This is a genomic window from Saccharothrix deserti (assembly GCF_009769385.1).
Lineage (GTDB): Bacteria > Actinomycetota > Actinomycetes > Mycobacteriales > Pseudonocardiaceae > Actinosynnema > Actinosynnema deserti.
On record NZ_VKAB01000024.1, the window covers coordinates 1 to 21242 of the forward strand.

General features: G+C 69.0%; 20 protein-coding genes and 2 pseudogenes. 16 read left to right on the forward strand and 6 right to left on the reverse strand.

Annotated elements, in window-relative coordinates; genetic code table 11:
* Positions 1-309: 309 nt before the first annotated feature.
* Together FM051_RS53340 and FM051_RS32385 are read left to right on the forward strand one after the other, a co-directional pair.
* Positions 310-438: a hypothetical protein gene (locus tag FM051_RS53340; RefSeq protein ID WP_274383793.1), complete on the forward strand. Its 129-nt coding sequence runs from the start codon at positions 310-312 to the stop codon at positions 436-438.
* 286 nt (positions 439-724) lie between these two features.
* A complete protein-coding gene (locus FM051_RS32385; RefSeq protein ID WP_158850088.1) occupies positions 725-1153 on the forward strand; it encodes a hypothetical protein in 429 nt (142 codons plus the stop codon).
* Between the two features lie 177 nt (positions 1154-1330).
* Here FM051_RS32385 and FM051_RS32390 read toward each other — a convergent pair whose 3' ends face one another.
* The 4 genes from FM051_RS32390 to FM051_RS32405 form a co-directional block, all read right to left on the reverse strand.
* A complete protein-coding gene (locus FM051_RS32390) occupies positions 1331-1807 on the reverse strand; it encodes a luciferase domain-containing protein (RefSeq protein WP_238412808.1) in 477 nt (158 codons plus the stop codon).
* A 221-nt stretch (positions 1808-2028) separates the two neighbouring features.
* Entirely contained in the window at positions 2029-2631 is a 603-nt protein-coding gene (locus FM051_RS32395) for an acyl-CoA-like ligand-binding transcription factor (RefSeq protein ID WP_158850090.1), read from the reverse strand.
* The gene (locus FM051_RS32400; RefSeq protein WP_158850092.1) at positions 2628-4022 is read right to left on the reverse strand and encodes an FAD-dependent monooxygenase; all 1395 of its coding nucleotides are present in this window, start codon (positions 4020-4022) and stop codon (positions 2628-2630) included. The genes FM051_RS32395 and FM051_RS32400 overlap by 4 nt, the downstream gene beginning before the upstream one ends.
* Positions 4023-4385: 363 nt before the next feature.
* The gene (locus FM051_RS32405) at positions 4386-6371 is read right to left on the reverse strand and encodes an APC family permease (protein ID WP_158850094.1); all 1986 of its coding nucleotides are present in this window, start codon (positions 6369-6371) and stop codon (positions 4386-4388) included.
* Positions 6372-6630: 259 nt separating this feature from the next.
* Here FM051_RS32405 and FM051_RS32410 point away from each other — a divergent pair, with 259 nt between their 5' ends.
* The 12 genes and pseudogenes from FM051_RS32410 (at position 6631) to FM051_RS53345 (ending at position 18480) form a co-directional block, all read left to right on the forward strand.
* Positions 6631-6786, forward strand: coding sequence for a hypothetical protein (locus FM051_RS32410; RefSeq protein WP_158850096.1), 156 nt, complete (start codon positions 6631-6633; stop codon positions 6784-6786).
* On the forward strand, positions 6783-6884 hold the full coding sequence (kdpF, locus tag FM051_RS32415) for a K(+)-transporting ATPase subunit F (RefSeq protein WP_158850098.1): 102 nt from the start codon (positions 6783-6785) through the stop codon (positions 6882-6884). Before FM051_RS32410 ends, kdpF begins: the two co-directional genes overlap by 4 nt.
* The gene (gene kdpA, locus FM051_RS32420) at positions 6884-8506 is read left to right on the forward strand and encodes a potassium-transporting ATPase subunit KdpA (RefSeq protein ID WP_158850100.1); all 1623 of its coding nucleotides are present in this window, start codon (positions 6884-6886) and stop codon (positions 8504-8506) included. Before kdpF ends, kdpA begins: the two co-directional genes overlap by 1 nt.
* A complete protein-coding gene (kdpB, locus tag FM051_RS32425; protein ID WP_158850102.1) occupies positions 8503-10569 on the forward strand; it encodes a potassium-transporting ATPase subunit KdpB in 2067 nt (688 codons plus the stop codon). Before kdpA ends, kdpB begins: the two co-directional genes overlap by 4 nt.
* Before the next feature lie 7 nt (positions 10570-10576).
* Complete coding sequence (locus FM051_RS32430) at positions 10577-11104, forward strand: potassium-transporting ATPase subunit C (protein ID WP_158850104.1); 528 nt, start codon at positions 10577-10579, stop codon at positions 11102-11104.
* 14 nt (positions 11105-11118) lie between these two features.
* The gene (locus FM051_RS32435; protein ID WP_158850106.1) at positions 11119-13707 is read left to right on the forward strand and encodes a sensor histidine kinase; all 2589 of its coding nucleotides are present in this window, start codon (positions 11119-11121) and stop codon (positions 13705-13707) included.
* A pseudogene (locus FM051_RS32440) lies at positions 13704-13895 on the forward strand (response regulator); the annotation flags it as partial. The gene FM051_RS32435 and the pseudogene FM051_RS32440, both read left to right, overlap by 4 nt.
* A gap of 436 nt (positions 13896-14331) precedes the next feature.
* Positions 14332-14823, forward strand: coding sequence for a hypothetical protein (locus FM051_RS32445; RefSeq protein WP_158850110.1), 492 nt, complete (start codon positions 14332-14334; stop codon positions 14821-14823).
* A gap of 185 nt (positions 14824-15008) precedes the next feature.
* Positions 15009-15410: pseudogene (locus tag FM051_RS32450) on the forward strand (TerC family protein); the annotation flags it as partial.
* A 112-nt stretch (positions 15411-15522) separates the two neighbouring features.
* Positions 15523-17229, forward strand: coding sequence for an AAA family ATPase (locus tag FM051_RS32455; RefSeq protein ID WP_202919133.1), 1707 nt, complete (start codon positions 15523-15525; stop codon positions 17227-17229).
* Positions 17230-17247: 18 nt separating this feature from the next.
* Positions 17248-18081, forward strand: a complete 834-nt coding sequence (locus FM051_RS32460) for a DUF7192 family protein (RefSeq protein ID WP_202919134.1) — start codon at positions 17248-17250, stop codon at positions 18079-18081.
* A 36-nt stretch (positions 18082-18117) separates the two neighbouring features.
* On the forward strand, positions 18118-18480 hold the full coding sequence (locus FM051_RS53345; protein WP_274383796.1) for an IS3 family transposase: 363 nt from the start codon (positions 18118-18120) through the stop codon (positions 18478-18480).
* 187 nt (positions 18481-18667) lie between these two features.
* On the opposite strand, the gene FM051_RS32470 is transcribed toward FM051_RS53345, so the two are convergent.
* On the reverse strand, positions 18668-19573 hold the full coding sequence (locus tag FM051_RS32470; protein WP_158850116.1) for a hypothetical protein: 906 nt from the start codon (positions 19571-19573) through the stop codon (positions 18668-18670).
* A 188-nt stretch (positions 19574-19761) separates the two neighbouring features.
* Between FM051_RS32470 and FM051_RS32475 the strand changes: the two genes are divergently transcribed.
* Both FM051_RS32475 and FM051_RS32480 read left to right on the forward strand, forming a co-directional pair.
* Positions 19762-20328, forward strand: a complete 567-nt coding sequence (locus FM051_RS32475; protein WP_158850118.1) for a PadR family transcriptional regulator — start codon at positions 19762-19764, stop codon at positions 20326-20328.
* A 62-nt stretch (positions 20329-20390) separates the two neighbouring features.
* Positions 20391-20744: a hypothetical protein gene (locus tag FM051_RS32480; RefSeq protein WP_158850120.1), complete on the forward strand. Its 354-nt coding sequence runs from the start codon at positions 20391-20393 to the stop codon at positions 20742-20744.
* A gap of 128 nt (positions 20745-20872) precedes the next feature.
* On the opposite strand, the gene FM051_RS32485 is transcribed toward FM051_RS32480, so the two are convergent.
* Positions 20873-21016: a hypothetical protein gene (locus FM051_RS32485; protein WP_158850122.1), complete on the reverse strand. Its 144-nt coding sequence runs from the start codon at positions 21014-21016 to the stop codon at positions 20873-20875.
* Positions 21017-21242: the final 226 nt, after the last annotated feature.

Below are 21242 nucleotides of genomic sequence, written 5' to 3' on the forward strand. Positions count from 1 at the left end.
GTCCTCCAACGGACCCGCGGCCACCGGGCACGCCACTCGCGCCATCAGTACCTCACCTGCCCAGTCGATCGACCTGCTGGCACAACAACACCACAACCGATCAGTCTACCAAGTTAACAAACTACCGGTAGTCCGGGCGCCCGACGCAGACAGCATCGTGCGGTAGCCACCGGTGTCGGCTGCGGTAGGTCTGACGTCACTGTCCTTGTTCGATGCGCTCGAAGATGTCCGCGTCGGTCTCCGCGCTTGCCGGTTGCGTCGTAGTCCTGCCACAGGCAGAACTTGCCCGCGGCCGCGGGACTGTCCGACGTGCGCGGAAGCTGTGGTTCGCGGCGCGGCGGCGCCTGTCCCCAAGGACTGGTGCAGGTCATGCTGGGGGCGTACGTGATCTCGGTGTCCGAGGGCGCGGAGGACCCGCCCATCGTGGTGGTGCGGTAACGCCGAAGTGCTTCCCCTATGCCTTCAACACTCAGCCGCCACCAAGACGTGGCGCTCTCGACACGGGCCTGCTCGACGCCGAACTCCCCTCCGGTGACCTATTGGAAGCTTGGGTCAGCGGCCACGACTTCCTCCACCAAGGCTCCGCCATGCTCGCCGCCGGCGCACTCCCCGCAGTCGGTGTCCTCGCGTCCATCCGCCGGTGATGCGGCCTGCGTTCCGGTTGTCAGTGGCCGGTTGAGGCCAGGACCAGGCTCCGACGGTCTCGACTCGGGACGATGCGTGCATGACTTCGTTCTCGACGCACCGCCGTCGCCTGATGCGGATCCTGCCGGTCCTGGCGCTGACCGTGGCCGGCTGCGCGGGTGGATCCGGTACCGCCACGAACCAGACCGACGCGGAACCGGGTCCGCCGAGCAGTTCGGCGGCCACGACGAACGCCGTGGTCTACGAGGTCACCGGCCCCGGACCGGTCGCCTGGATCAAGTACGTCACCGACGGGAAGACGACCACCATCCAGGAGGACAACGTCCCACTGCCCTGGACCAAGTCGTTCTCCCTCCCCGTAGGCCAAGGCCCGCAACAGATCAGCCTGCTCGTGCTGAACCGGGGCGAGGTCACCGCATCGATCATGGTGAACGGAAGGCTGGTCAACACCAACACCTCTTTCGGAGGCTCCGGCGACGACCCGATGTACCTGACCGGACAGATCTGACCACCCGCCCGTGACTACGAGTCCAGGGCGACTCCTGGCCGGCACCGCCGGCCGCACGAGGGCGCGCGGCGGGTGGCCGGCCAACTGGACCACTCCACACTCGTCACGTACGACGGCATGGGCCACGGCGCCGCCGTGACACAGCACCCGGTGGGCGCCCCCAGATGTGTTCTCGGATCAGGCGGGGCTGAGTTCCAGGGTCCGTCCGGTGGCGTACCGGTAGGACGCGGCGATGACGGTCTTCGCGACGTCCAGTTCGTCGTCGGTGCGCGGGCCGTACAGCATGACGACGTTGATCACGGGTGAGTACAGCGGATGCCGTTCGCCCCAGCCGGCGGCGACCAGCGCGTCCAGGTCCGTTGTGGACAGTGTCAGGTGCAGGCTGCCGTCGGGGTGGACGTGGGCGAACTCGGCGGTCAGCCGGGGTGGCATGAGCACCGCGCCGGGCGGGGGTGGTGTGCCGTCGAGGAAGAACGCGAGCGAGTCGGGCTCGGAGACCTCGCTCGGCCGGATCACGGTTCCCGGCAGTGAGGTCGTCATCCACTCCTTGAGCGCCTCGGTGATCCGGGCCGGGCTGTTCTGGCTCAACTGCACGTGCGGCACGGACGGCCCGGTCGTCGGCCGGTCACCGTTGCGGGCGGGAAGCGTCATCATGCCCCGACGCTAACAGCGCAGGTATAGTAGGTACCTAGGAGATAGTGGCTTTCACCTGCGAAATCATAGGGAAAAGCAGCAGTTCACCGTGGCAAGGTGACCTTGATCCGCGCGACGAGGGCCTTCTTTCTCCTCGGGGGCGTCATCGCCTCACCCGGGCGAGCCGCGATCGCCTGCGCGACCGCGTCAGCGACGACACGGCCGTGTTCCGCAGCATCGGATTAGGTTGAAGGTCCGGCGCCCAGTGCGGCGAACGCCTGGTCGACCAGCGTCCGCAGGTCTTCGGTGCCCTCGCCGTCGACCCACGTGGTCAGGGCGGTGATGAGCGCGGCGGTGGCCGCGGCGGCGATGACCCTCAGTCGGAGGTCGACGGGTCGTTGTTCGCGGTCGGCCAGTGCCTGGGCCAGGAGGGATTGCGTGGTGGCGGTGTTGCGCCATTGGCGGGCGCGCAGGGCCGGGTTGGTGACGACCAGGCGGGTTCGCGTGTAGACGGCGTCGCGGTCGGTGGCGAGCACGGCGTCCAGGCCGGTGCGCAGTGCGGCGTGCAGCGCGGTGAGCGGGCTTTCGCCGGCTGGCCGGTTGCGGACCAGTTCGGCGATGAGCGGGTCGTAGTCGTCGTTCTCGACCACGGCTTCCTTGGTGGGGAAGTAGCGGAAGAAGGTCATGTGCGACACGCCCGCGGCGGCGGCGATCTCCTCCACGGTGGTCTCGTCGTAGCCCTTGGTCAGGAACAGCCGCAAGGCGTGCTCCTGGATCGCGCGGCGGGTGCGCGCCTTGCGCTGCTCGCGCAGCCCGCCGGCGGGCTTGGTCTGGTCCGTTGTCACCGGTCCAGCATGGCCGTCAGTGCTCGGCGCAGCGCGTCCGGCTCGGCCTTCCCGCGCCAGGCGAGGTGCCCGTCGGGGCGGACGAGCAGCGCGTGGCCGTCGCGGTGCACCTCGCGCACGTCGCCCAGCAGGTCACGCGCCACCGACACGCAAGGATTGCCTGCCGGTGCGGCGAGCGTCCAGCGGAACTCGGGGTGGGAGGCGAACTCGGCCACCCGGTCGCCGACCCGCGGGCGCCTGCCGAAGCGGGTGCGGGAGTAGCTGGTCTTGAGCTGCGAGGCCTGCTCCCAGATCAGCTTCCGCACCGGCGCCAGTCCCATGAGCGGGAACAGCACGCGGTCGCGCACCACCCGGGCGAGGGCCGATTCGCCCAGCACCAGGCCGGTCAGGCCGCTGGTCGAGTCGAGCACGTCGGCGGCCACCGGCCTGCGCTCGATTTCGTAGCCGTCGAGCAGGCCGTGCCCGGCACGTCCCGAGGCCACCAGGCCGAGCCGCCACGCCAGGTTCTCCGCGTCGCCCAGCCCGGTGTTCATGCCCTGTCCGCCGAACGGGCTGTGGATGTGCGCGGCGTCCCCCGCCAGCAGCACCCGGCCGTGCCGATAGGTCTCGGCCAGGCGCCGGTGGATGCGGAACACCGACGTCCACACCCACCGGTCACCCGCGCCGATCCGGAGACCGGCGTGGCGGTCGGCGCAGGCCGCCAGGAACGCCGGGACGTCCTCGACCGCCACACCGGGTGCGGGCGCCATGAACCGCCACACCCCGTCCGGCAGCGGGAACGCCGAGAACATCTCCTCGCCCCGCACCCACACCCCGACCGCGTCACGCGGCAACGGCAGCTCCACCCGGACGTCACCGAGCACGAACCCCTCGACCAGCGGCACACCCGGAAACCCGATACCGGCCCCCTTGCGCACCGCGCTGTGCGCACCGTCGCAGCCCACCACCCACTCCGCGGTCACCCGACCCGCCGAGGTGGACAACACCACTCCGCCATCGTCCTGTTCGACACCGACGACCTGGGTGTCCCATTCGACGCGGACGCCCGACTGCTCCAGCCGCTGCCGCAACCGGGCCTCGACCTCGGCCTGGGACACCAGCAGTCCGGGTTGCCGCACCAGCTTCGTCGGCTGCCCGACGCGCAGCTCGCCCGCACGCCTGCCACCGACGTGGATGACGACCCGGCCGATGCCCACCGACCGTTGCGGCAGATCACCCAGGGCGCCGAGCCTGCCCAGCACCTCACCACCCCGGGGTTGCAAACCCAACGCCCGCGACGTGGTGGCCGGCCCGGCGGCCCCGTCCACTACCCGCACCGGCACGCCCCGCGCACGAAGCGCGCACGCCACGGCCAAACCGGTCGGTCCCGCACCTACGACGACAACACTCACGGGACAAGTGTTAGTCACTAACAAGTGTTAGTCAATAACCTATTTGCCAAGGCTCGTCCGACTTGACCGCCCGAGCCCGCATCCGCGACGCGGCCCTGGCGAGGTTCGGCGCCGACGGCGTCGCCGGTGCGCGCCCGACGTCTGCGGCGGAGCCGGTTCACGCGAATGCACGCAGCACTGCGGCTGAGGGTGCGCTGGGCCGGGCAGAGCTTCTTCAAGCAGTTCTGCAATCGGTGTCGGTGCCGCGTCACCGACTTGCTGCCGCCTCTCACCAGGCGAAGACGACCTTCGCCTGTCCCGCATCCCGCCCGGTGAACCCGGCCGCTTCGCAGACCGCGAGCATGTGGTCGTCGTGGGGCGGTCTCAGCCGCCGACGTGGATGCCGGGGCGGCGGTCGGAGTCGGGTTCGCTGGTGCGGATGATCTCGCGGACGACGGGGGCGGTGTCGCCGCGGCCCAGGATCAGGTAGCGGAAGAGGTGGCCGAGGGGGTTGCCCTCGCTCCACGCGAAGTGGCAGTGGGGGCGGATGCCGGTGGTGTCGCGCAGCGCCAGGAGGATCGCGGCGATGGCGTTGGGCACGGCCGGGCTGTCCGCGCGCAGGATGCGGTGTCCGTCGACGTCGACGCCCCGCACCTTCAGCACGTCGCTGAAGTCCGAGGGGTCCACGACGTCGACCTCCAGGAACAGGATGTCGGCGGGGCCGGGCACGGGGTTCGTCCCACGTTGTTCGAGTTCCTTGGCGTGGTACTCCGCGTCGTCGCCGGCCTGGCGGCGGTTGGCGATGATGGTCAGGGCGTTGTCGTGGGCGATGGAGTCGGTGATGAACCGGCGGGCGGGTTCGTCGAACTCGATGTGTTCCACGCGCAGTTCGGTGGTGCGGCTGACTCGTGAGATCAGGGAGATCGCGATGATGCCGACGATGAAGAACGCGGAGATCGTGAGGCCGTCGGGCTTCTCGATCACGTTCTCCACCAGCGCGTAGAGCATGATCAGGGTGAGGACCGCGAACGCGGTCGCGGAACGACGCTGCCTGCGACGCAGGGCGGAGATCGTTACCGCGACCGACGCGGACACCATCATCGCGAGGATGCCGGTGGCGTAGGCGCCGGCCTGGGCGTTGACGTCGGCGTTGAAGATGATCGTGACCAGGACGCAGATCGCGGTGTAGACGAGCACGACCGGCCGCACGGCCCGCGTCCAGTCCGGCGCCATGCCGTACGCGGGCAGGTAGCGGGGCACGATGTTGATCAGCCCGGCCATCGCGGACGCGCCCGCGAACCACAGGATGAGGATGCTGCTGATGTCGTAGGCGGTGCCGACCCATTCGCCGAGCAGTCCGTGCGCCAGGTAGGCCAACGCACGACCGTTGGCCTCGCCACCGGGCTGGAACGCGTCCGCCGGGATCAGGACCGTGGTGACGAAACTGGTCGCGATCAGGTAGACCGACATGATCAGCGCGGCGGCGGTCAACAGCTTGCGGGTGTTGCGGATGCGGTCTTCCAACCGCTGCTCGGCCGTTTCACCCTTGGCGGCGACCAGGGGCATCATGCTCACGCCGGTCTCGAAACCGGACAGGCCCAGCACCAGCAGTGGGAACGCCAGGATCGCCGGACCGATCACGCCCGTGATCCCGCCGCCGCCGGACGTCAGCGCGTCCACCCAGCGGTCGAGCGCGACCGGCTCGGCCAGCACCTCGACCACACCGGCGACCACGACCACGGCGTTGAGCACCAGGAACACCGCGACCAGCGGGATGGCGACGCCGACGGCCTCGCTGAACCCGAGCAGGAACACGCCGCCGAGGATCAGCAGCAGCACGATGGTCACCAGGACTTCCTGTCCGTGCAGGAAGGCGGGGATGTGCGGGTTCTCCAGCGCGTGCACGGACGCGTCGGCGGCGGACAGCGTGATCGTGATGATCCACGACGTGGCCACGAACCCGAGCAGCACGAGCACGAATACCTTGCCGCGCCAGAACGGCAGCAGGTCTTCCAGCATGGCCACCGACCCCTGGCCGTGCGGGCTCTCCTTCGCCACCCGGCGGTACATCGGCAACATGCCCAGCAAGGTCAGCGCCACGATCAGCAGCGTCGCCAACGGTGACAGCGCACCGGCCGCCAACGCGGCGATACCGGGCAAATAGGACAGTGTGGAGAAGTAGTCCACGCCGGTGAGGCACATGACCTTCCACCACGTGTGGGGCTTGGCGTGCTGCCCGTCGCTCTCCGGGCCGACCACCGGTTGCACGCGGTGCTCCAACAGCCAACGCCCGAACGCGGTCGACGGCGCCGGCCGCCGGACCGGACTGTCCACGCGCGCCGGAACAGCGGGCTTTGGTGTAGCGGTCATGCCGTGTCTCCCCGTCGTGGGTCGTGCTTCGCCGTACAGCATGCAGGACCTCTCCGCATGACCTGCGGCGACCGTCGCGGGGACGAACAGCCGTTCGGACGGCATCAGGATTCGGGCCCTGGGCATCAAGATTTCGTCAAAACGGCCGCGCTGCTCCGATGTCGGTGGATGACGGGTGTCACGGCCCCCGTCAAGAACGCGTCAATGACACGTTCGGGTGCATCAAGGAGGCATCAGGCCCGCCCGAACGCCGGAGTTCGTGCCGCACGCTGTGCGGGTCATTTGGCCGCCGAGGGCGGTTCGGTCTGTTGTCGGGGAAGGGAGCGCGTTCATGGCCGATCTGGCCTACGCGTTGCTGCTGGTCGGGGTGTTCCTGGTGTTGGCGCTGATGGTGCGCGGACTGGAGAAGTTGTGAGCGGCACCGGTGTGGCGGCGAACGTCGTCGGCGGCGTGCTCGCCCTGCTGTTGATCGGCTACCTGTTCGTCGCTCTGATCAGGCCGGAGAAGTTCTGATGTCCTCGACTGTGGCCGGCCTGGTGCAGGTCGGCCTGCTGATCGCCGCGCTGGCGGTGGTCTACCGCCCGTTCGGCGACTACATGGCGCGCGTCTACACCAGCACCCGGCACACGAAGGTCGAACGGGTGATCTACCGCACCGCGCGGGTCGACCCGGACTCCGAGCAGCGCTGGGGCACCTACGCGCTGGCCGTGCTGGGCTTCTCGTTCGTCGGTGTCGCGTTCCTGTACCTGTTGCAGCGGTTCCAGCCGTTGCTGCCGTTCGACTTCGACCGGGGCACGGTCTCACCCGGCATGGCGTTCAACACCGCCGTCAGCTTCGTGACCAACACGAACTGGCAGTCCTACGTGCCGGAGACCGTTCTGGGCCACACGGTGCAGATGGTCGGCCTGACCGTGCAGAACTTCGTGTCCGCCGCGGTCGGTATGGCTGTGGCGGTCGCGTTGGTGCGCGGTTTCGCGCGGCACCGGACCGACCGGTTGGGCAACTTCTGGGTGGACATGACGCGGGGCGTTGTCCGCATCCTGCTGCCGGTGGCGTTCGTGTTCGCGACCGTGCTGGTGGCCGCGGGTGTGGTGATGAGCCTGAAGTCGGGTGTCACCGTGGACGGGCAGCAGGTGGCGATCGCGCCGGCCGCGAGCCAGGAGGCCATCAAGGAACTGGGCACGAACGGTGGCGGCATCTTCAACGCCAACTCGGCGCACCCGTTCGAGAACCCGAACTCGTGGTCGAACCTGATCGAGATCTTCCTGCTGCTGGTCATCCCGGTGTCGTTGACCCGCACGTTCGGCACGCTGGTCGGCAACCGCAAGCAGGGTTACGTGCTGCTGAGCGTGATGGGCGTGTTGTGGGCGCTGATGCTGACGGTGATCTGGTGGGCCGAGGCCAACGGCATCAGGCCGTTGGAGGGCAAGGAGATGCGGTTCGGCATCCCCGCTTCGGCACTGTTCGCCAATTCCACCACCGGCACGTCGACCGGCGCGGTGAACTCGATGCACGACAGCTTCACCGGTCTCGGTGGCGGTGGCGCGATGCTCAACATCCTGTTCGGCGAGATGACGCCCGGCGGCGTCGGCACCGGCTTGTACAGCATCCTCGTCATGGCGGTCATCGCGATGTTCCTGGCGGGCCTGATGGTCGGCCGCACGCCGGAGTACCTGGGCAAGAAGCTCGGCAAACGCGAGGTCACCGCCGCCGCGGTGTCGATCCTGGCCATGCCGACCGTGCTGCTCATCGGCGCCGGGATCGCGGCGATCCTGCCCGGCACGCAGGGGGCATTGAACAACCCGGGTGAGCACGGCCTGTCGGAGATCCTGTACGCCTACGCGTCCGCGTCGAACAACAACGGCAGCGCGTTCGCCGGTATCACGGTCACCAGCGACTGGTTCCAGGCCTCGTTGGCCGTGTGCATGGCGTTGGGCCGGTTCGTGCCGATCATCGCCGTGCTGTGCCTGGCCGGTTCCCTTGCCGAGCAGAAGAAGGTGCCGGAGACCGCCGGGACGCTGCCCACGACGGGTCCGCTGTTCGCGACCCTGCTGGGCGGCAGCATCGTGCTGGTCGCCGCACTGACCTTCGTCCCCGCTCTCGCTCTCGGTCCCATCGCGGAGGCCCTGCTGTGACCACCACGACCGATCACCCCAAGCGGACTCCGGACGAGATCCGCAAACGCCACGCGGAGAACCTGGGCCACCAGGTCGCCGCCGGCATTTTCAACCCCAGGCAGATGATCAAGTCCTTGCCGGACGCGCTGCGCAAGTTCGACCCGCGGCACCAACTGCGCAACCCGGTCATGTTCGTGGTCTGGGTGGGATCGTTGCTGGTCACGGTGTTCGCAGTCGGCGACCCCAGCGTGTTCACCATCGCGGTGGCGGTGTGGCTGTGGGCCACGGTGTTGTTCGCCAACCTGGCCGAGGCCGTCGCCGAAGGGCGGGGCAAGGCGCAGGCGGACTCGTTGCGCAAGACCAAGAAGGACGCTGTAGCCCGCCGCCTCACCGAAGATGGCGGCGAGGAACGCGTTCCCGGCACCGAACTGCGCGTCGGCGACCTGGTGGTGGTCGAGGCGGGTGAGGTGATCCCCGGCGACGGTGACGTGGTCGAGGGCATCGCCACGGTGGACGAGTCGGCCATCACCGGTGAGTCCGCGCCCGTGATCCGCGAGTCCGGCGGCGACCGGTCCGCGGTGACCGGTGGCACGACCGTGCTGTCAGACCGCGTGGTCGTCAGGATCAGCACCAAGCCGGGTGAGTCCTTTGTAGACCGGATGATCGCGTTGGTGGAGGGCGCGGAGCGGCAGAAGACGCCGAACGAGATCGCGCTGACCATCCTGCTGTCCACGTTGACGATCATCTTCCTGCTCGCGGTGGTGGCGTTGCAGCCGTTCGCGATCTTCTCCGGCGGCGAGCAGTCGGTGATCGTGCTGACCGCGTTGCTGGTGTGCCTGATCCCGACCACGATCGGCGCGCTGCTGTCCGCGATCGGCATCGCGGGCATGGACCGGCTGGTGCAGCGCAACGTGCTGGCCACCTCCGGCAAGGCCGTGGAGGCCGCGGGCGACATCGACACGTTGCTGCTGGACAAGACCGGCACCATCACCTGGGGCAACCGGCGTGCGACCGAGTTCATCCCGGTCAACGGCACGAGCGAGCAGGTGCTGGCGCGAACCGTGCGCCTGTCCAGCCTCGCCGACGGAACGCCCGAGGGGCGCAGCATCATCGAGTTGTGCGCCCGGAAGTACGGGCTGGCTGCCGAGGCGTCGGACGTGGAGAAGAGCGGTCAGTTCATCGAGTTCTCCGCACAGACGCGCACCAGTGGTGTCGACCTGAACGGGAGCAGCATCCGCAAGGGCGCCGCCAGTGCGTTCACCATTGACGACGCCACCAAGCACGTCGTCGACGGGATCAGCGCCCAGGGCGGAACGCCGCTCGTGGTCGCGGAGAACGACCTGGTGCTGGGCGTGATCCGGCTGTCGGACGTGGTCAAGCCCGGTATGCGGGAACGGTTCGCCGAACTGCGCGCGATGGGCATCCGCACGGTCATGGTCACCGGCGACAACCCGTTGACGGCCAAGGCGATCGCGGACGAGGCCGGGGTGGACGACTTCCTGGCCGAGGCCAAGCCCGAGGACAAGATGGCCCTGATCCGCAAGGAGCAGGAAGGCGGCAAGCTGGTCGCGATGACCGGCGACGGCACCAACGACGCGCCCGCGCTGGCCCAGTCCGACGTCGGCGTCGCCATGAACACCGGCACCTCGGCCGCGAAAGAGGCCGGGAACATGGTCGACCTCGACTCGGACCCGACCAAGCTGATCGAGATCGTGGAGATCGGCAAGCAGCTGCTGATCACGCGTGGTGCGCTGACGACGTTCAGCGTGGCCAACGACCTGGCCAAGTACTTCGCGATCCTGCCCGCCATGTTCGCCGCGATCCACCCGCAGCTGGACAAGCTGAACATCATGGCGTTGGGGTCGCCGCAGTCGGCGATCCTCTCGGCGGTGATCTTCAACGCGCTGGTCATCGTGGTGCTGATCCCGTTGGCGCTGCGGGGTGTCCGCTACAAGCCCTCCAACGCCTCCGCTCTCCTGCGGCGCAACCTGCTGATCTACGGCCTGGGCGGGATCGTGACGCCGTTCGCCGGGATCTGGCTGATCGACCTGCTCGTCCGTCTCATCCCTGGAATCGGGTGACCCCGCAGTGACCAACTTCCTCAAGCAGGCATCCGCCGGACTGCGTGTCCTGCTGGTGCTCACGGTGATCACCGGGATCCTCTACCCGGCCGCGGTCTGGACGGTCAGCCGGATCCCCGGACTCCACGCCAACGCCGAGGCCGTCGACACCACCCTCGTCGGCGTCGACCGCGAAGGCGACCAGTGGTTCCACACCAGGCCGTCGGCGGCGACGCTGCCCGCGTCGGGTGGCTCCAACAAGGGTGAGCTGAACGCGGACTACGACCAGGTCGTCGCGGAGCGGCGCACCACGATCGCGCAACGTGAGGGCGTGTCCGAGGACCGGGTGCCGCAGGATGCCGTCACCGCGTCGGCGTCCGGCCTGGACCCGCACGTCAGCCCGGCCTACGCGGAGCTGCAGGTACCCCGCGTGGCACGGGAGACAGGCCTGTCCGAGCAGACCGTGCGGCAGCTGGTCGCGGCGGCCACCAGCAGCGGTTTCACCGAGACGGTGAACGTCACCGAGATCAACCGCGCACTCGAAGCCGCACGATGAGAGAGCTGGGCCGAATGGACCAGGCTGAGGGCGTGGACACCAAACCCAGACGCGGTGAGCTGCGCATCTACCTCGGCGCCGCGCCCGGTGTCGGCAAGACCTTCGCCATGCTCGGCGAGGCGCACCGACGCCGGGAGCGGGGTACCGACGTCGTGGTCGGGTTCGTCGAGACGCACGGCCGGGTCAAGACCGCCGAGTTGCTCGGAGGTCTGGAGGTCGTGCCGCGGAGGCGGCTCGTCCACCGGGATGCCGAGTTCACCGAGATGGACGTCGACGCCCTGTTGGCGCGCAGGCCCGAGGTGGCGCTCGTGGACGAGTTGGCGCACACCAACGTGCCGGGCTCGCGCAACGCCAAGCGGTGGCAGGACGTCGAGGAGCTGCTGGACGCGGGCGTCGACGTGCTGTCCACGGTCAACGTCCAGCACCTCGAATCGCTCAACGACGTCGTGCAGCGCATCACCGGCGTCCAGCAGCGCGAGACCGTGCCGGACGAGGTGGTGCGCCGCGCCGAGCAGCTCGAACTGGTCGACATCACCCCGGAGGCACTGCGGCGCAGGCTCGCCCACGGCAACGTGTACGCCGCGCACAAGATCGACGCGGCGCTGGGCAACTACTTCCGGGTCGGCAACCTGACCGCGTTGCGCGAACTGGCGCTGCTGTGGGTCGCCGACCAGGTCGACGTGGCCTTGCAGAGGTACCGCTCCGAACGGGCCATCACCGACACGTGGGAGACCCGTGAACGGGTGGTCGCGGCGATCACCGGTGGGCCGGAGAGCGAGACGTTGATCCGCCGCGCACGGCGTATCGCGCTGCGTGCGGGTGCCGAGCTGCTCGTCGTGCACGTCATGCGCGGTGACGGCCTGACGGGCGCCTCGCCCGAGGTGGTCGCCAAGTGCCGCAGGGTCGCCGAGGACCTGGGCGCCACGTTCCACTCCGTGGTCGGGGACGACGTGCCGACCGCGTTGCTGGAGTTCGCCCGTGGTGTGAACGCCACCCAGCTCGTGCTAGGCACGTCCCGGCGCTCGCGGCTTGCCAGGGTGTTCGACGAGGGCATCGGGCAGGCGGTCGTCCAGGCGTCCGGGCCGATCGACGTGCACATGGTCACCCACGACGAGGCCCGCCGCGGCCTGCGCTGGCAGTTCGGCCGCAACCTGCTGACCAGGTCACGGCGGGTCACCGGCTGGGCGATGTCCGTGCTGCTGCCCGCGGTGATCACGGGCCTGGGCGTGCTGTGGCGCGACGAGGTGGCCTACTCGACGGAACTGGTGGCGTTCCTCCTCGCCACCTGCGTCGTCGCGCTGTCCGGCGGCTTGGGGCCGGCGCTGTTCGCCGCGCTCCTCGGTGCGGGGTTGCTGAACTTCTTCTTCACCCGGCCCTACTACAGCCTCACGGTCGCCGGGCCGGAGAACGTGATCACGCTGATCGCCATGGTGATCGTCGCGGTGATCGTCGCGCTCGTGGTGGACCGCGCGGCCCGGCTCGCGGAGCAGGGCGCGCGGGCACGCACCGAGGCCGCGTTGCTCGCCTCTTACGCCCGCACGGTGCTCACCAGCCCGTACCCGTTGGTTCGCCTGCTGGAGAAGGTCCGGGAGAACTTCGGGCTGGAGTCCGTGGCGTTGCTGGAGCGGCGCGACGGGGAGTGGGAACGCGTCGCGTGCGTCGGCCCGCACCCGTGCGACGACCCGGACGAGGCCGACGCCGACGTCCCGGTGACCGCGGACGTGCACCTGGCGTTGAGGGGCCGGACCCTGCCCGCCAGCGACCAGCGCGTCCTGGAGGCCGCCGCCGGGCAGGCGCTCATGGCCTTGCGCCAGCAACGCATGGCGGCCGAGACGGCCGAAGCCCAACGGCGTGCCGAGGCCACCGAACTCCGCACGGCGCTGCTGTCCGCGGTGGGCCACGACCTCCGCACACCGTTGACGTCCATCAAGGCCGCCATCGGCAGCCTCCGCGACCCCGAACTGCGCCTGTCCACCCAGGACACCGCGGAGCTGATGGCCACGGTGGAGGAATCGGCGGACCGGCTGACCGGGCTGATCGACAACCTGCTGGACTCCTCACGCCTGGCCACCGGCTCGGTGTCGCCGCAACTGCGCCCGGTGAGCCACTACGAGATCGTGGCCAGGGCACTGTCGGGAATCGACGAGCGGCGCACCGTGTCGGTCGACGTGGACGAGCGGCTGCCCGAGGTGCTGGCCGACGTGGGGCTGCTGGAACGGGTCGTGGCCAACGTCATCGACAACGCCCTGCGGCACGGCAGGCTCCGCCCGCGACGTGCGGTCGACGTGGACGGCGACGGGAAGGTGGTCGCCGACGAACCAGAGATCGCCGTGCGGGCCAGCACGCACGGCGACCAGGTCGAGCTGCGCGTGGTGGACCACGGGCCCGGCATCCCCAAGAAAGCCCTGGACTCCGTGTTCACCCCGTTCCAGCGGCTCGGTGACCGCGACGCCACACCCGGTGTCGGACTGGGCCTGAGCGTCGCGAAGGGCTTCACCGAGGCGATGGGCGGCACGATCACCGCCGAGGACACCCCGGGCGGCGGTCTCACCATCGTCATCTCGTTGCCGGTCCACGAAAACGGCGAGGAGCCCCCGGCATGACGACCGTGCTGGTGGTCGACGATGAACCGCAGATCGTGCGCGCGTTGAGGATCGACCTGTCGGCGCGCGGGCACGAGGCGTTCACCGCCCACGACCGCAGGACTGCGCTGGAAGTCGCCGCCGCCGGGAAACCCGATGTCGTGGTGCTCGATCTCGGGATGCCCGACATCGACGGCGTCGACGTGATCAAGGACGACCTGGTGCCGCTCGCCCTCACCGCCAGCGGCGTGGTGGCGCTCGTCGGCATCGTCCTGCTCTACCGCTGAGGGGTGCCGGCCTCGCGAGCAGGCCATGAAAGCGTTCCTGGTTCCCCTGCTCGTGACGGTCCTGGGGACAGCGACGGGCCGGCTTCGTCATCGGGCGGACCTGGGGCCTGCCACCGGCGCGGTTGCCGGACCTGATGACGGCGGCGCGAGCTCATCGAGCACCACCACGTCTGCGGCAGCCGCTTCCAACCGCCACCACCCCCTTCGGCACAGAACCGGACGGGCAACCGAGTCTCGGCCAGTCAGCCAGCCATGGCCCGCGTCGGTGCTCCGGATTGATTCCCTGCCTGTCTTCGGCTGGCGGGTATTCACCCGTTGGGGTCCGTCCTCTTCTCCAGTAGTGGGCAGGAGGTGCGCCATGACCGACCTCAGCACTCGGATGATCACAATCTTCACCGCACTCGTCCTCGTCTTGGCGGCGACCGCGGCGTGCCAGGACCCCGACTCGTCGACGGCAGTCACGACCACCCGGCAGGACGTGCCGTCGGTGACCCTGATGGTTCCGGGACGGCCGTCGGACCGCGTGACGGACATGGCCGCCATCGAACTCGCCGAAGAGCCACACCGTCACGGACATGAACGCCACCAAGGGCGCGAGGGCGGAGAGCCCGTTCTGGTGTTGGACCATGCCGGGGCCGCCCGGGTCCGCCAGGTCGTCGCGGGTCTGGGCGGTGTCGGCGTCGTCCTCGGTGCGGTCTGTCTGCAACCGCGCTGCGCAGAGGCGCAAACGCGAAAAGTCCTCGCGCATGACCATTCTCATGGCTTTGATGGGTCTGATCTCGTGTCGGCTGTCCGGTTGCCGCTCGGTGGCTACCCCAACGCCGGCACTCCCGCTATGCTGAATGGTTAGCACGAGGCTGGAACTGGCGCCCTCGGCGCAGGCCGGGCACGCCACGTGAGACGTGGTCTAACATCGAGCTGAGCCGCTCGTTCGACGCGCACAGTCTCCATTGGCCGTGGCCGTGGCGGTTGCGCCGGCAGCGAGTCCGCCCTTCGTTAGGCCAATAGCGCTAAGCGAGGGTTGAGGCGTCGTTCGCGTCGGTGGTCGCCCAGATCCTCGTGCTCGACGTCGTGTTCTCGCTCGACTCGGTGATCACGGCCGTGGGCATGGTGGACGAGTTGGGCGTCATGGTCGCCGCGGTGCTGGTGGTGATGGTGGTCATGCTGGTGTCGGCCGGGCCGGTCGGTGAGTTCGTCAACCGGCACGCGACGGTGAAGATGCTCGCCCTGTCGTTCCTGCTGCTCATCGGCGGCAGCCTGGTCGCGGAAGGTTTCGACCACCACATCCCGAAGGGGTACGTCTACGGGCCGATCGCGTTCTCGATCTTCGTGGAGTTCCTCAACCTGCGCGTGCGCGCCAAGCGGGTCAAGGAACCGGTGCACCTGCACCCGGCCTACGTCAAGAGTGACGAGACGGACGCCGAACCGTCGGGGTGATCGGCTGCCCACAGTGCGACGGCCGACTGTGGCAGCAACGTGCCGATCTCTGTGGGGGTCCCCCGAAACGATCCCATACTCGGGGCGACACCACGTGGAACGGGGAGGAAACGTGCGGAGCAGCACGAAGGCGGAGGTCGCCCAGATCTCCGAGGCGGTAGCGCGTGCTCTGTTCACGCAGAGCAATCTGCTGTGGATGGTGCAAAGCGAGATCCAGGCCCGTCTGCCGGAGACCATCCACCGGCACGCCCAGGCGTCGCTGCCCAACCTGGCCAAGCTCGCGGTCGCCGAAGCCACCCCGGACCTGGCTGAGATGCAGGCCGCGGTCGAGGGAGCAGCGCGGAAAGAGCTGGAGGCCGAACTGCCGGCGTTGGTCAACCGCGCCGCGGACGGTCTGTTGCCAGACCTGGCCAGGGCCGCGGTGCGGGACGCGACACCGGATGCGGCGAAGCTGCGCGAGGAACTGGTCGCCACGGTGGCCTCGGAAGTGACCGGCATCGTGCGCGGTCAGGCCGGGGACGTGCTGGCGGACGTGGTGCGTCAGGCTACCGACCAGGTGCGCGACGCGGTCACCAGCACCCTCGCGCAGCAGTCCGAGGAGGTGATCTCCGAACTGGCCCGCGCTGCGGTCGCCAGGGCCACCCCGGACCGTGACGAGGTGCGTGACGAGCTGGTGCACGCCGGGTCCGCCGCAATGATCGAGGTGGTGCGCGCGGCAGTCAAGGACGCGGCACCCGAGGCGGTACGGGACGAGGCGGAAAAGGTCCGCGGCTCGCTGGCCGACGCGGTGGAGCGGGCGGCGGAGGAAGTACTGCCGGGGCTCGCTCGTGATGCGGTGGCCGGAGCGACTCCGGATCTGCGACTGCTGCATGACGAACTGGCCGGCAAAGCTGCGGTCGCGGCGACCGAAATGGCACGCGAGGCGACCCGTGAGGCCCTGCCGGGCGTGGTCGACAAGGTGTCCGAGGAAGCGCTGAACTCGGTACGTGGCGCAGTCCGCGACGAGGCGGAGAAAGCGTTCGCGCAGTACGCGCCGAACGTGGTCACCGTAGTGCTTCCACAGGGCGGGGAGGTGGAACTGGGCGCGGACACGCACACGGTGCTGCCGGAGTTGTTGGTGGCACTGCACGCGCGCTGCCACGTGCTGCTGGTCGGCCCGGCGGGCACCGGGAAATCCATGCTGGCCAAGCACGCCGCGGGGGCGTTGGGCCTGGAGTTCCAGGCGCTGTCGTTGGGCCCGACCACCCCGATGAGCAAGGTGTTCGGCTACTACGACGCTCACGGCCAGTACCGCGACACCCCGTTCCGCCGTGCGTTCGAGCACGGTGGTGTGATGCTGCTGGACGAGCTGGACAACGGCCACCCCGGACTGCTCGCCGAGCTGAACCAAGCGCTCGCGCTGGGCACCTGTGCGTTCGCGGACCGCATGGTGGACGCGCACGAGAACTTCCGGTTGGTGGCCACCGGAAACACGTATGGCACGGGGGGTGACCGGCAGTACGTCGGCCGGCAGACGCTGGATGCCGCCACGCTGGACCGTTTTGTGGTGATCGACGTGCCGATCGACGAGGGATTGGAAGAGCGAATCGCGCTACGGCACGCGCCATCGCACCCGGACGCGGTGCACGAACTCCTCGCCGAAGTCCGAGATCTGCGAAAGCTGGTGGCGGACAAGAAGCTACCGGTGCTCTTCTCGCCACGGACCAGCATCGACGGTGCCAAGCTGCTGGAGGCGGGCGCCACCGTGGACCAGGTGATGCAGTGGCGGGTGGTGCGCGGCCTCTCCGACGCGCACCGCAAGGCACTCGGGCTGGACTGACCTGTGCTTACCACAACGTTGCCACCGCTGCTGTCCTGGCGCGAATTCCTGGATGCCGCAACGGCTCCGCCGTCCATCGACTACGGGACCAGCAGGAGAACCGGCGTCGAATGGCACGGTGCCTCCTGGGAAGAGGCAGTCCAGCTGGCCGTCGACGGCTGGCCGCTGGCCTTGGAGGAGGCCGACGTGACGATCAGCCAACTGCGCGACAGTGCCGGCCTGTCCCACGCGGTCACCGTGTTGGAACCGACCTGGGACGTGACCGGCAGCGAGGTGGACGTCGGCGCATACCTGGCCGGGCTGCCGGAGTGCATGGTGGACGTGGTACCTCGGCAAGTCTCCCGACGTGGCAAGGTGATCACGTTCCTCGTCCCGTCCTCGTACTCGCACCGGATCGAACACAATGTGATCATCAACCGCGGCTTGGCGCTGGCCACGCTGTGCGCCGCGATCATCGACGCCGGCCACAGCGTGGAGATCTGGTCCGGGGACGTCGGGGTACTGCATCTACCCAATGGGCCCCAACGCTCCTGTTGTGTGGCACGGGTGATCTCGGCCGGCGAACCCTTCGACGTGGGCAGGCTGATCTTCGCGATGGCGCACCCGGCGATGCTGCGGCGACTGTGGTTCGGCATATGGGACGCGCAGCCAAAAGAGGTCGCCGCGGCGATGTATGCAGACAACTACGGACGTCCCCCGTTCACATGCCTCGCCACTGACCTACCCGCTGAGGTCACGGAGCCATATGTGTTCCCCTACCTCACCGAAGAGGACCGGCAGTGGGACGACCTGCCCACCGCGCTTTCCTGGGGACGGCAGGTGTTCAGTGACCTCGGGCTGATTCAGGACTGACACAACCGATGCGGTGCACACCGCGGTCGGACCGCGATGTGCACCGGTTGTGGCCACGAGTCGAGGCGAGTGCACAGCCGCTACGAGCGTCGGGTGGCCGACGCACTGGCCGGGTCGGGAGGATGCTCCTGTAGAAGTCAAGCCGCTGGGACTAGGAGCGTCAACGCGCTGATGGAGAATTTCTTCTCCACGCTGAAGATCGAGTTGGTCTATCGCAGGTCCTGGCGTACCCGCGACGAGGCCGAGAACGCGATCTCCGGCTACATAGACGGCTTCTACAACACCGAACGCATCCAGAAGGACCTCGGCTGGCTCAGCCCCGACGAGTACGAAGCCGCCTGGCACACCGCCCAGACCGAGCCCACTACGATCCCGGCATCACCGGCCGGAGCCAGGTAACCACCGCCTCGGGTTATCGGGAGAAGCTCACAGGATGTTCGTCGTGCGGTCGGGAAACGCACACGCGACCGGGAACGTGCACAGATTTGTCCACTTGGCACAGTCGCCCGTCGAGCGGATGCGATCGTGCACCGTCGTCGGGCTGGACCGCGGAAGCCGAGGTGCCGTTGGCCGCGGACCTGTCCGGTCACCGTTGTCGGTGATCTTCGCGGTGGCCGACGGTGGTGCGCGGGGTCAGGCGGCCCTTCTCCGGCTCCCGGGTGATGGCACCGGCCGAGGCCGCCGAGGTCAGGGCCCCGATGGCGTCGGCTGGGCGGTAGATCGTCTCGAGCAGCGCGTGTTGCTGCAGGTCGGCGACGGTGCAGCTGCCCCGCCGCGCCAGCTCCGCCAGCAGCATCCGGCGCAACGGCCCGAGGTGCGGGGTGAGCGAGATGTCGACCAGCGTGCGTTCGGCGTCGCGCGGATCGCGGTAGCGGATCCCCGCGAACTCGTCGACCGCCCACAGTTCGTCCTTGAACGTCGCGAGGTGCCTGATGTCCCCGGTGGCGAACACCAGCAGCTGCGCCCGGCCGTCGTCGGCGACCAGTTCGACGGTGACCACGTACGCGAGCCCCACCGCGCCCAGTCGGCTGCGGTGATCCATCGCCTGTTCCGCCGCGGGCACCGTGAGCAGCACCTCGTGCGCCTTGCCCCGGGCCAGTGAGGCGACCAGCCGCCACGCGTCCGGCTCGGTGAGCGCGCTGTCCTCCACGACGTCCAGGTGCGCCAGCACCGGCCCGGCCACCGCGAGGTCCCCGGGATCGGCGACCGACCGCACCGACAGGCCCGCCGGCGGCTCACCCAACTCGCGCAACACCGCCGGATCGGCCGCCGCCCCGATGATCACCATGTCGAGGTGATGCCCGCCGAGCCGGTCGGCGAACTCCCCGACGACCCGAAACGCGTCCACCACGAAGTCAGGGGCGCCGGACGCGACGTACGTGGCACCGCGGTGCGATCGCAGAGCGGCCGGGATCCACGCATCGAGATATCGCACCAGCACCTCACGCTTCACCGCGAGGTGCGGGTCACGACGCCCGGCGTGCTCGGACATACCTCCGGTTGTACCGCGACCACCCACCTCACGCCAGACGGAGCCGGTAGATCCCGGCATCACCGGGATCCGCAAGGACTCCTCGCCGGGCTACACGTCGAGGGTGTCCGACCACCACGGTTGTTGAAGCGAGTGGCTTGCCGACTGGCCATGTCTCTGATAGATATATCTGTCAGAGAGGAGTGGGGATGGCCAGAGCGAGTCAGACCGAGGTCGCGGTGCTGGGCGGGTTGAGCGTCCAGCCGATGACGGGTTACGCGCTGCGCGAAGCGATCCGGGACGTGTTGGGGCATTTCTGGAGCGAGAGCTACGGTCAGATCTATCCCACCCTGGCCAACCTCGAACGGCAGGGGTTTGTGCGCCGGCAGGACGCGGCCCGGACCGGTGCGTCCACGTTCGCGATCACGCCATCGGGGACCCGGCGCCTGGAAGAGTTGCTGGCGCAGCCGGTTCAGGCCGCGCCACCGCGCAACGGACTGCTGCTGCGACTGTACTTCGGCCGGCATCTCGGTCCCGCCGCGTGTCGGACGCTGGTCCAGGCGGCGTTGGCCGAAGCGCAGGACGCGCTGAAGCGGTACGCGGAGATCCGCGCGGAGATCGAGGGCCAGGACAGCGAGGACCGTGACTACTGGCTGCTCACCGTCTCCGCGGGAGAACATTCCGCCCGTGCCGCACAGGCATGGGCTCACGACGCACTGTCCACTCTTGCCGAACTCGACGACCCGGCGAGAACACGACCAGGGAGAACCTCATGACGATGGCTTTCACTCGCCGGCTGAGACGGGCCGCTGCCGTTGCCGGGACAGGTTTCGTGGCGGTGTCTGCGTTTCAGGCACTGCTGGCTGCCGGAATCCCGTTGGGCCGAGCGGCATGGGGCGGCGCGGCGGCCGAGCTACCCACCGCTCTGCGGATAGCCAGCGGGGTCGCCACCGTGTTCTGGCTGGTGGCCGCGGCGGTGGTGCTGCGGCGAGGTGGCTACCGCGTGCGGTGGGTACCGGAGCGAGTCGCCAAGGTCGGCACGTGGGCGTTGGTCGGACTGCTCACGGCAGGGATGCTGATGAACCTGGCTTCGCCAAGCCCGTGGGAACGTTACGGCTGGGCACCGATGATCGCGGTACTGGCCGCGCTGTGCCTGGCCGTGGCACGCGGGCACCGCCCAGCCGCGCACTGACGTCCTCGTGGACAAGCGGCTTCGGATCGCGGCCACGCGCCGGTACCGGCCGGGGCCGTCTAGACGGCGGTGAGGTCGGCTTGCCGGAAGCGACCCGTCGGCGGGGCGTCGGTCGCCGGGAACGCGCGTCATCCGGCCACCACGGGGAACAGCGCGTCGACGGCCGCGGGCACCAGCGCATATGCCGGGGCGAGCGCGACCGCGACCGCGGCGGCCAACGGTATGAGCACGAGCGCGTGCCAAGCGCGGCGCACCAGCATCACGACCGTCACGGCGACAAGCACCGTGCCGCTGGGCCGCGATCAACACCATCACCCGCCGGATCGCCCGCGGAGGCCCCGCCACCCGCCGGCAGCGACGCACCTTCACCACCAGTAGTCGATCTTCTCGAACACGCTCTTACAAAGCTTTGTCACTCTGTGACTGCACCAGCAGTACCTCGCACGCAATATCAACGGCTACCGGTGCCACAGCACCACAGGTGCGCCGTACCCCACC

Coding starts and splice junctions, on each gene's coding strand:
- kdpA (WP_158850100.1), top strand. CDS start 6,884: ATGTCCTCGACTGTGGCCGGCCTGGTGCAGGTCGGCCTGCTGATCGCC.
- FM051_RS32470 (WP_158850116.1), bottom strand. CDS start 19,573: ATGTCCGAGCACGCCGGGCGTCGTGACCCGCACCTCGCGGTGAAGCGT.
- FM051_RS32435 (WP_158850106.1), top strand. CDS start 11,119: ATGGACCAGGCTGAGGGCGTGGACACCAAACCCAGACGCGGTGAGCTG.
- FM051_RS32390 (WP_238412808.1), bottom strand. CDS start 1,807: ATGATGACGCTTCCCGCCCGCAACGGTGACCGGCCGACGACCGGGCCG.
- FM051_RS32405 (WP_158850094.1), bottom strand. CDS start 6,371: ATGACCGCTACACCAAAGCCCGCTGTTCCGGCGCGCGTGGACAGTCCG.
- FM051_RS53345 (WP_274383796.1), top strand. CDS start 18,118: ATGTGCACCGGTTGTGGCCACGAGTCGAGGCGAGTGCACAGCCGCTAC.
- FM051_RS32475 (WP_158850118.1), top strand. CDS start 19,762: ATGGCCAGAGCGAGTCAGACCGAGGTCGCGGTGCTGGGCGGGTTGAGC.
- FM051_RS32385 (WP_158850088.1), top strand. CDS start 725: ATGACTTCGTTCTCGACGCACCGCCGTCGCCTGATGCGGATCCTGCCG.
- FM051_RS32445 (WP_158850110.1), top strand. CDS start 14,332: ATGACCGACCTCAGCACTCGGATGATCACAATCTTCACCGCACTCGTC.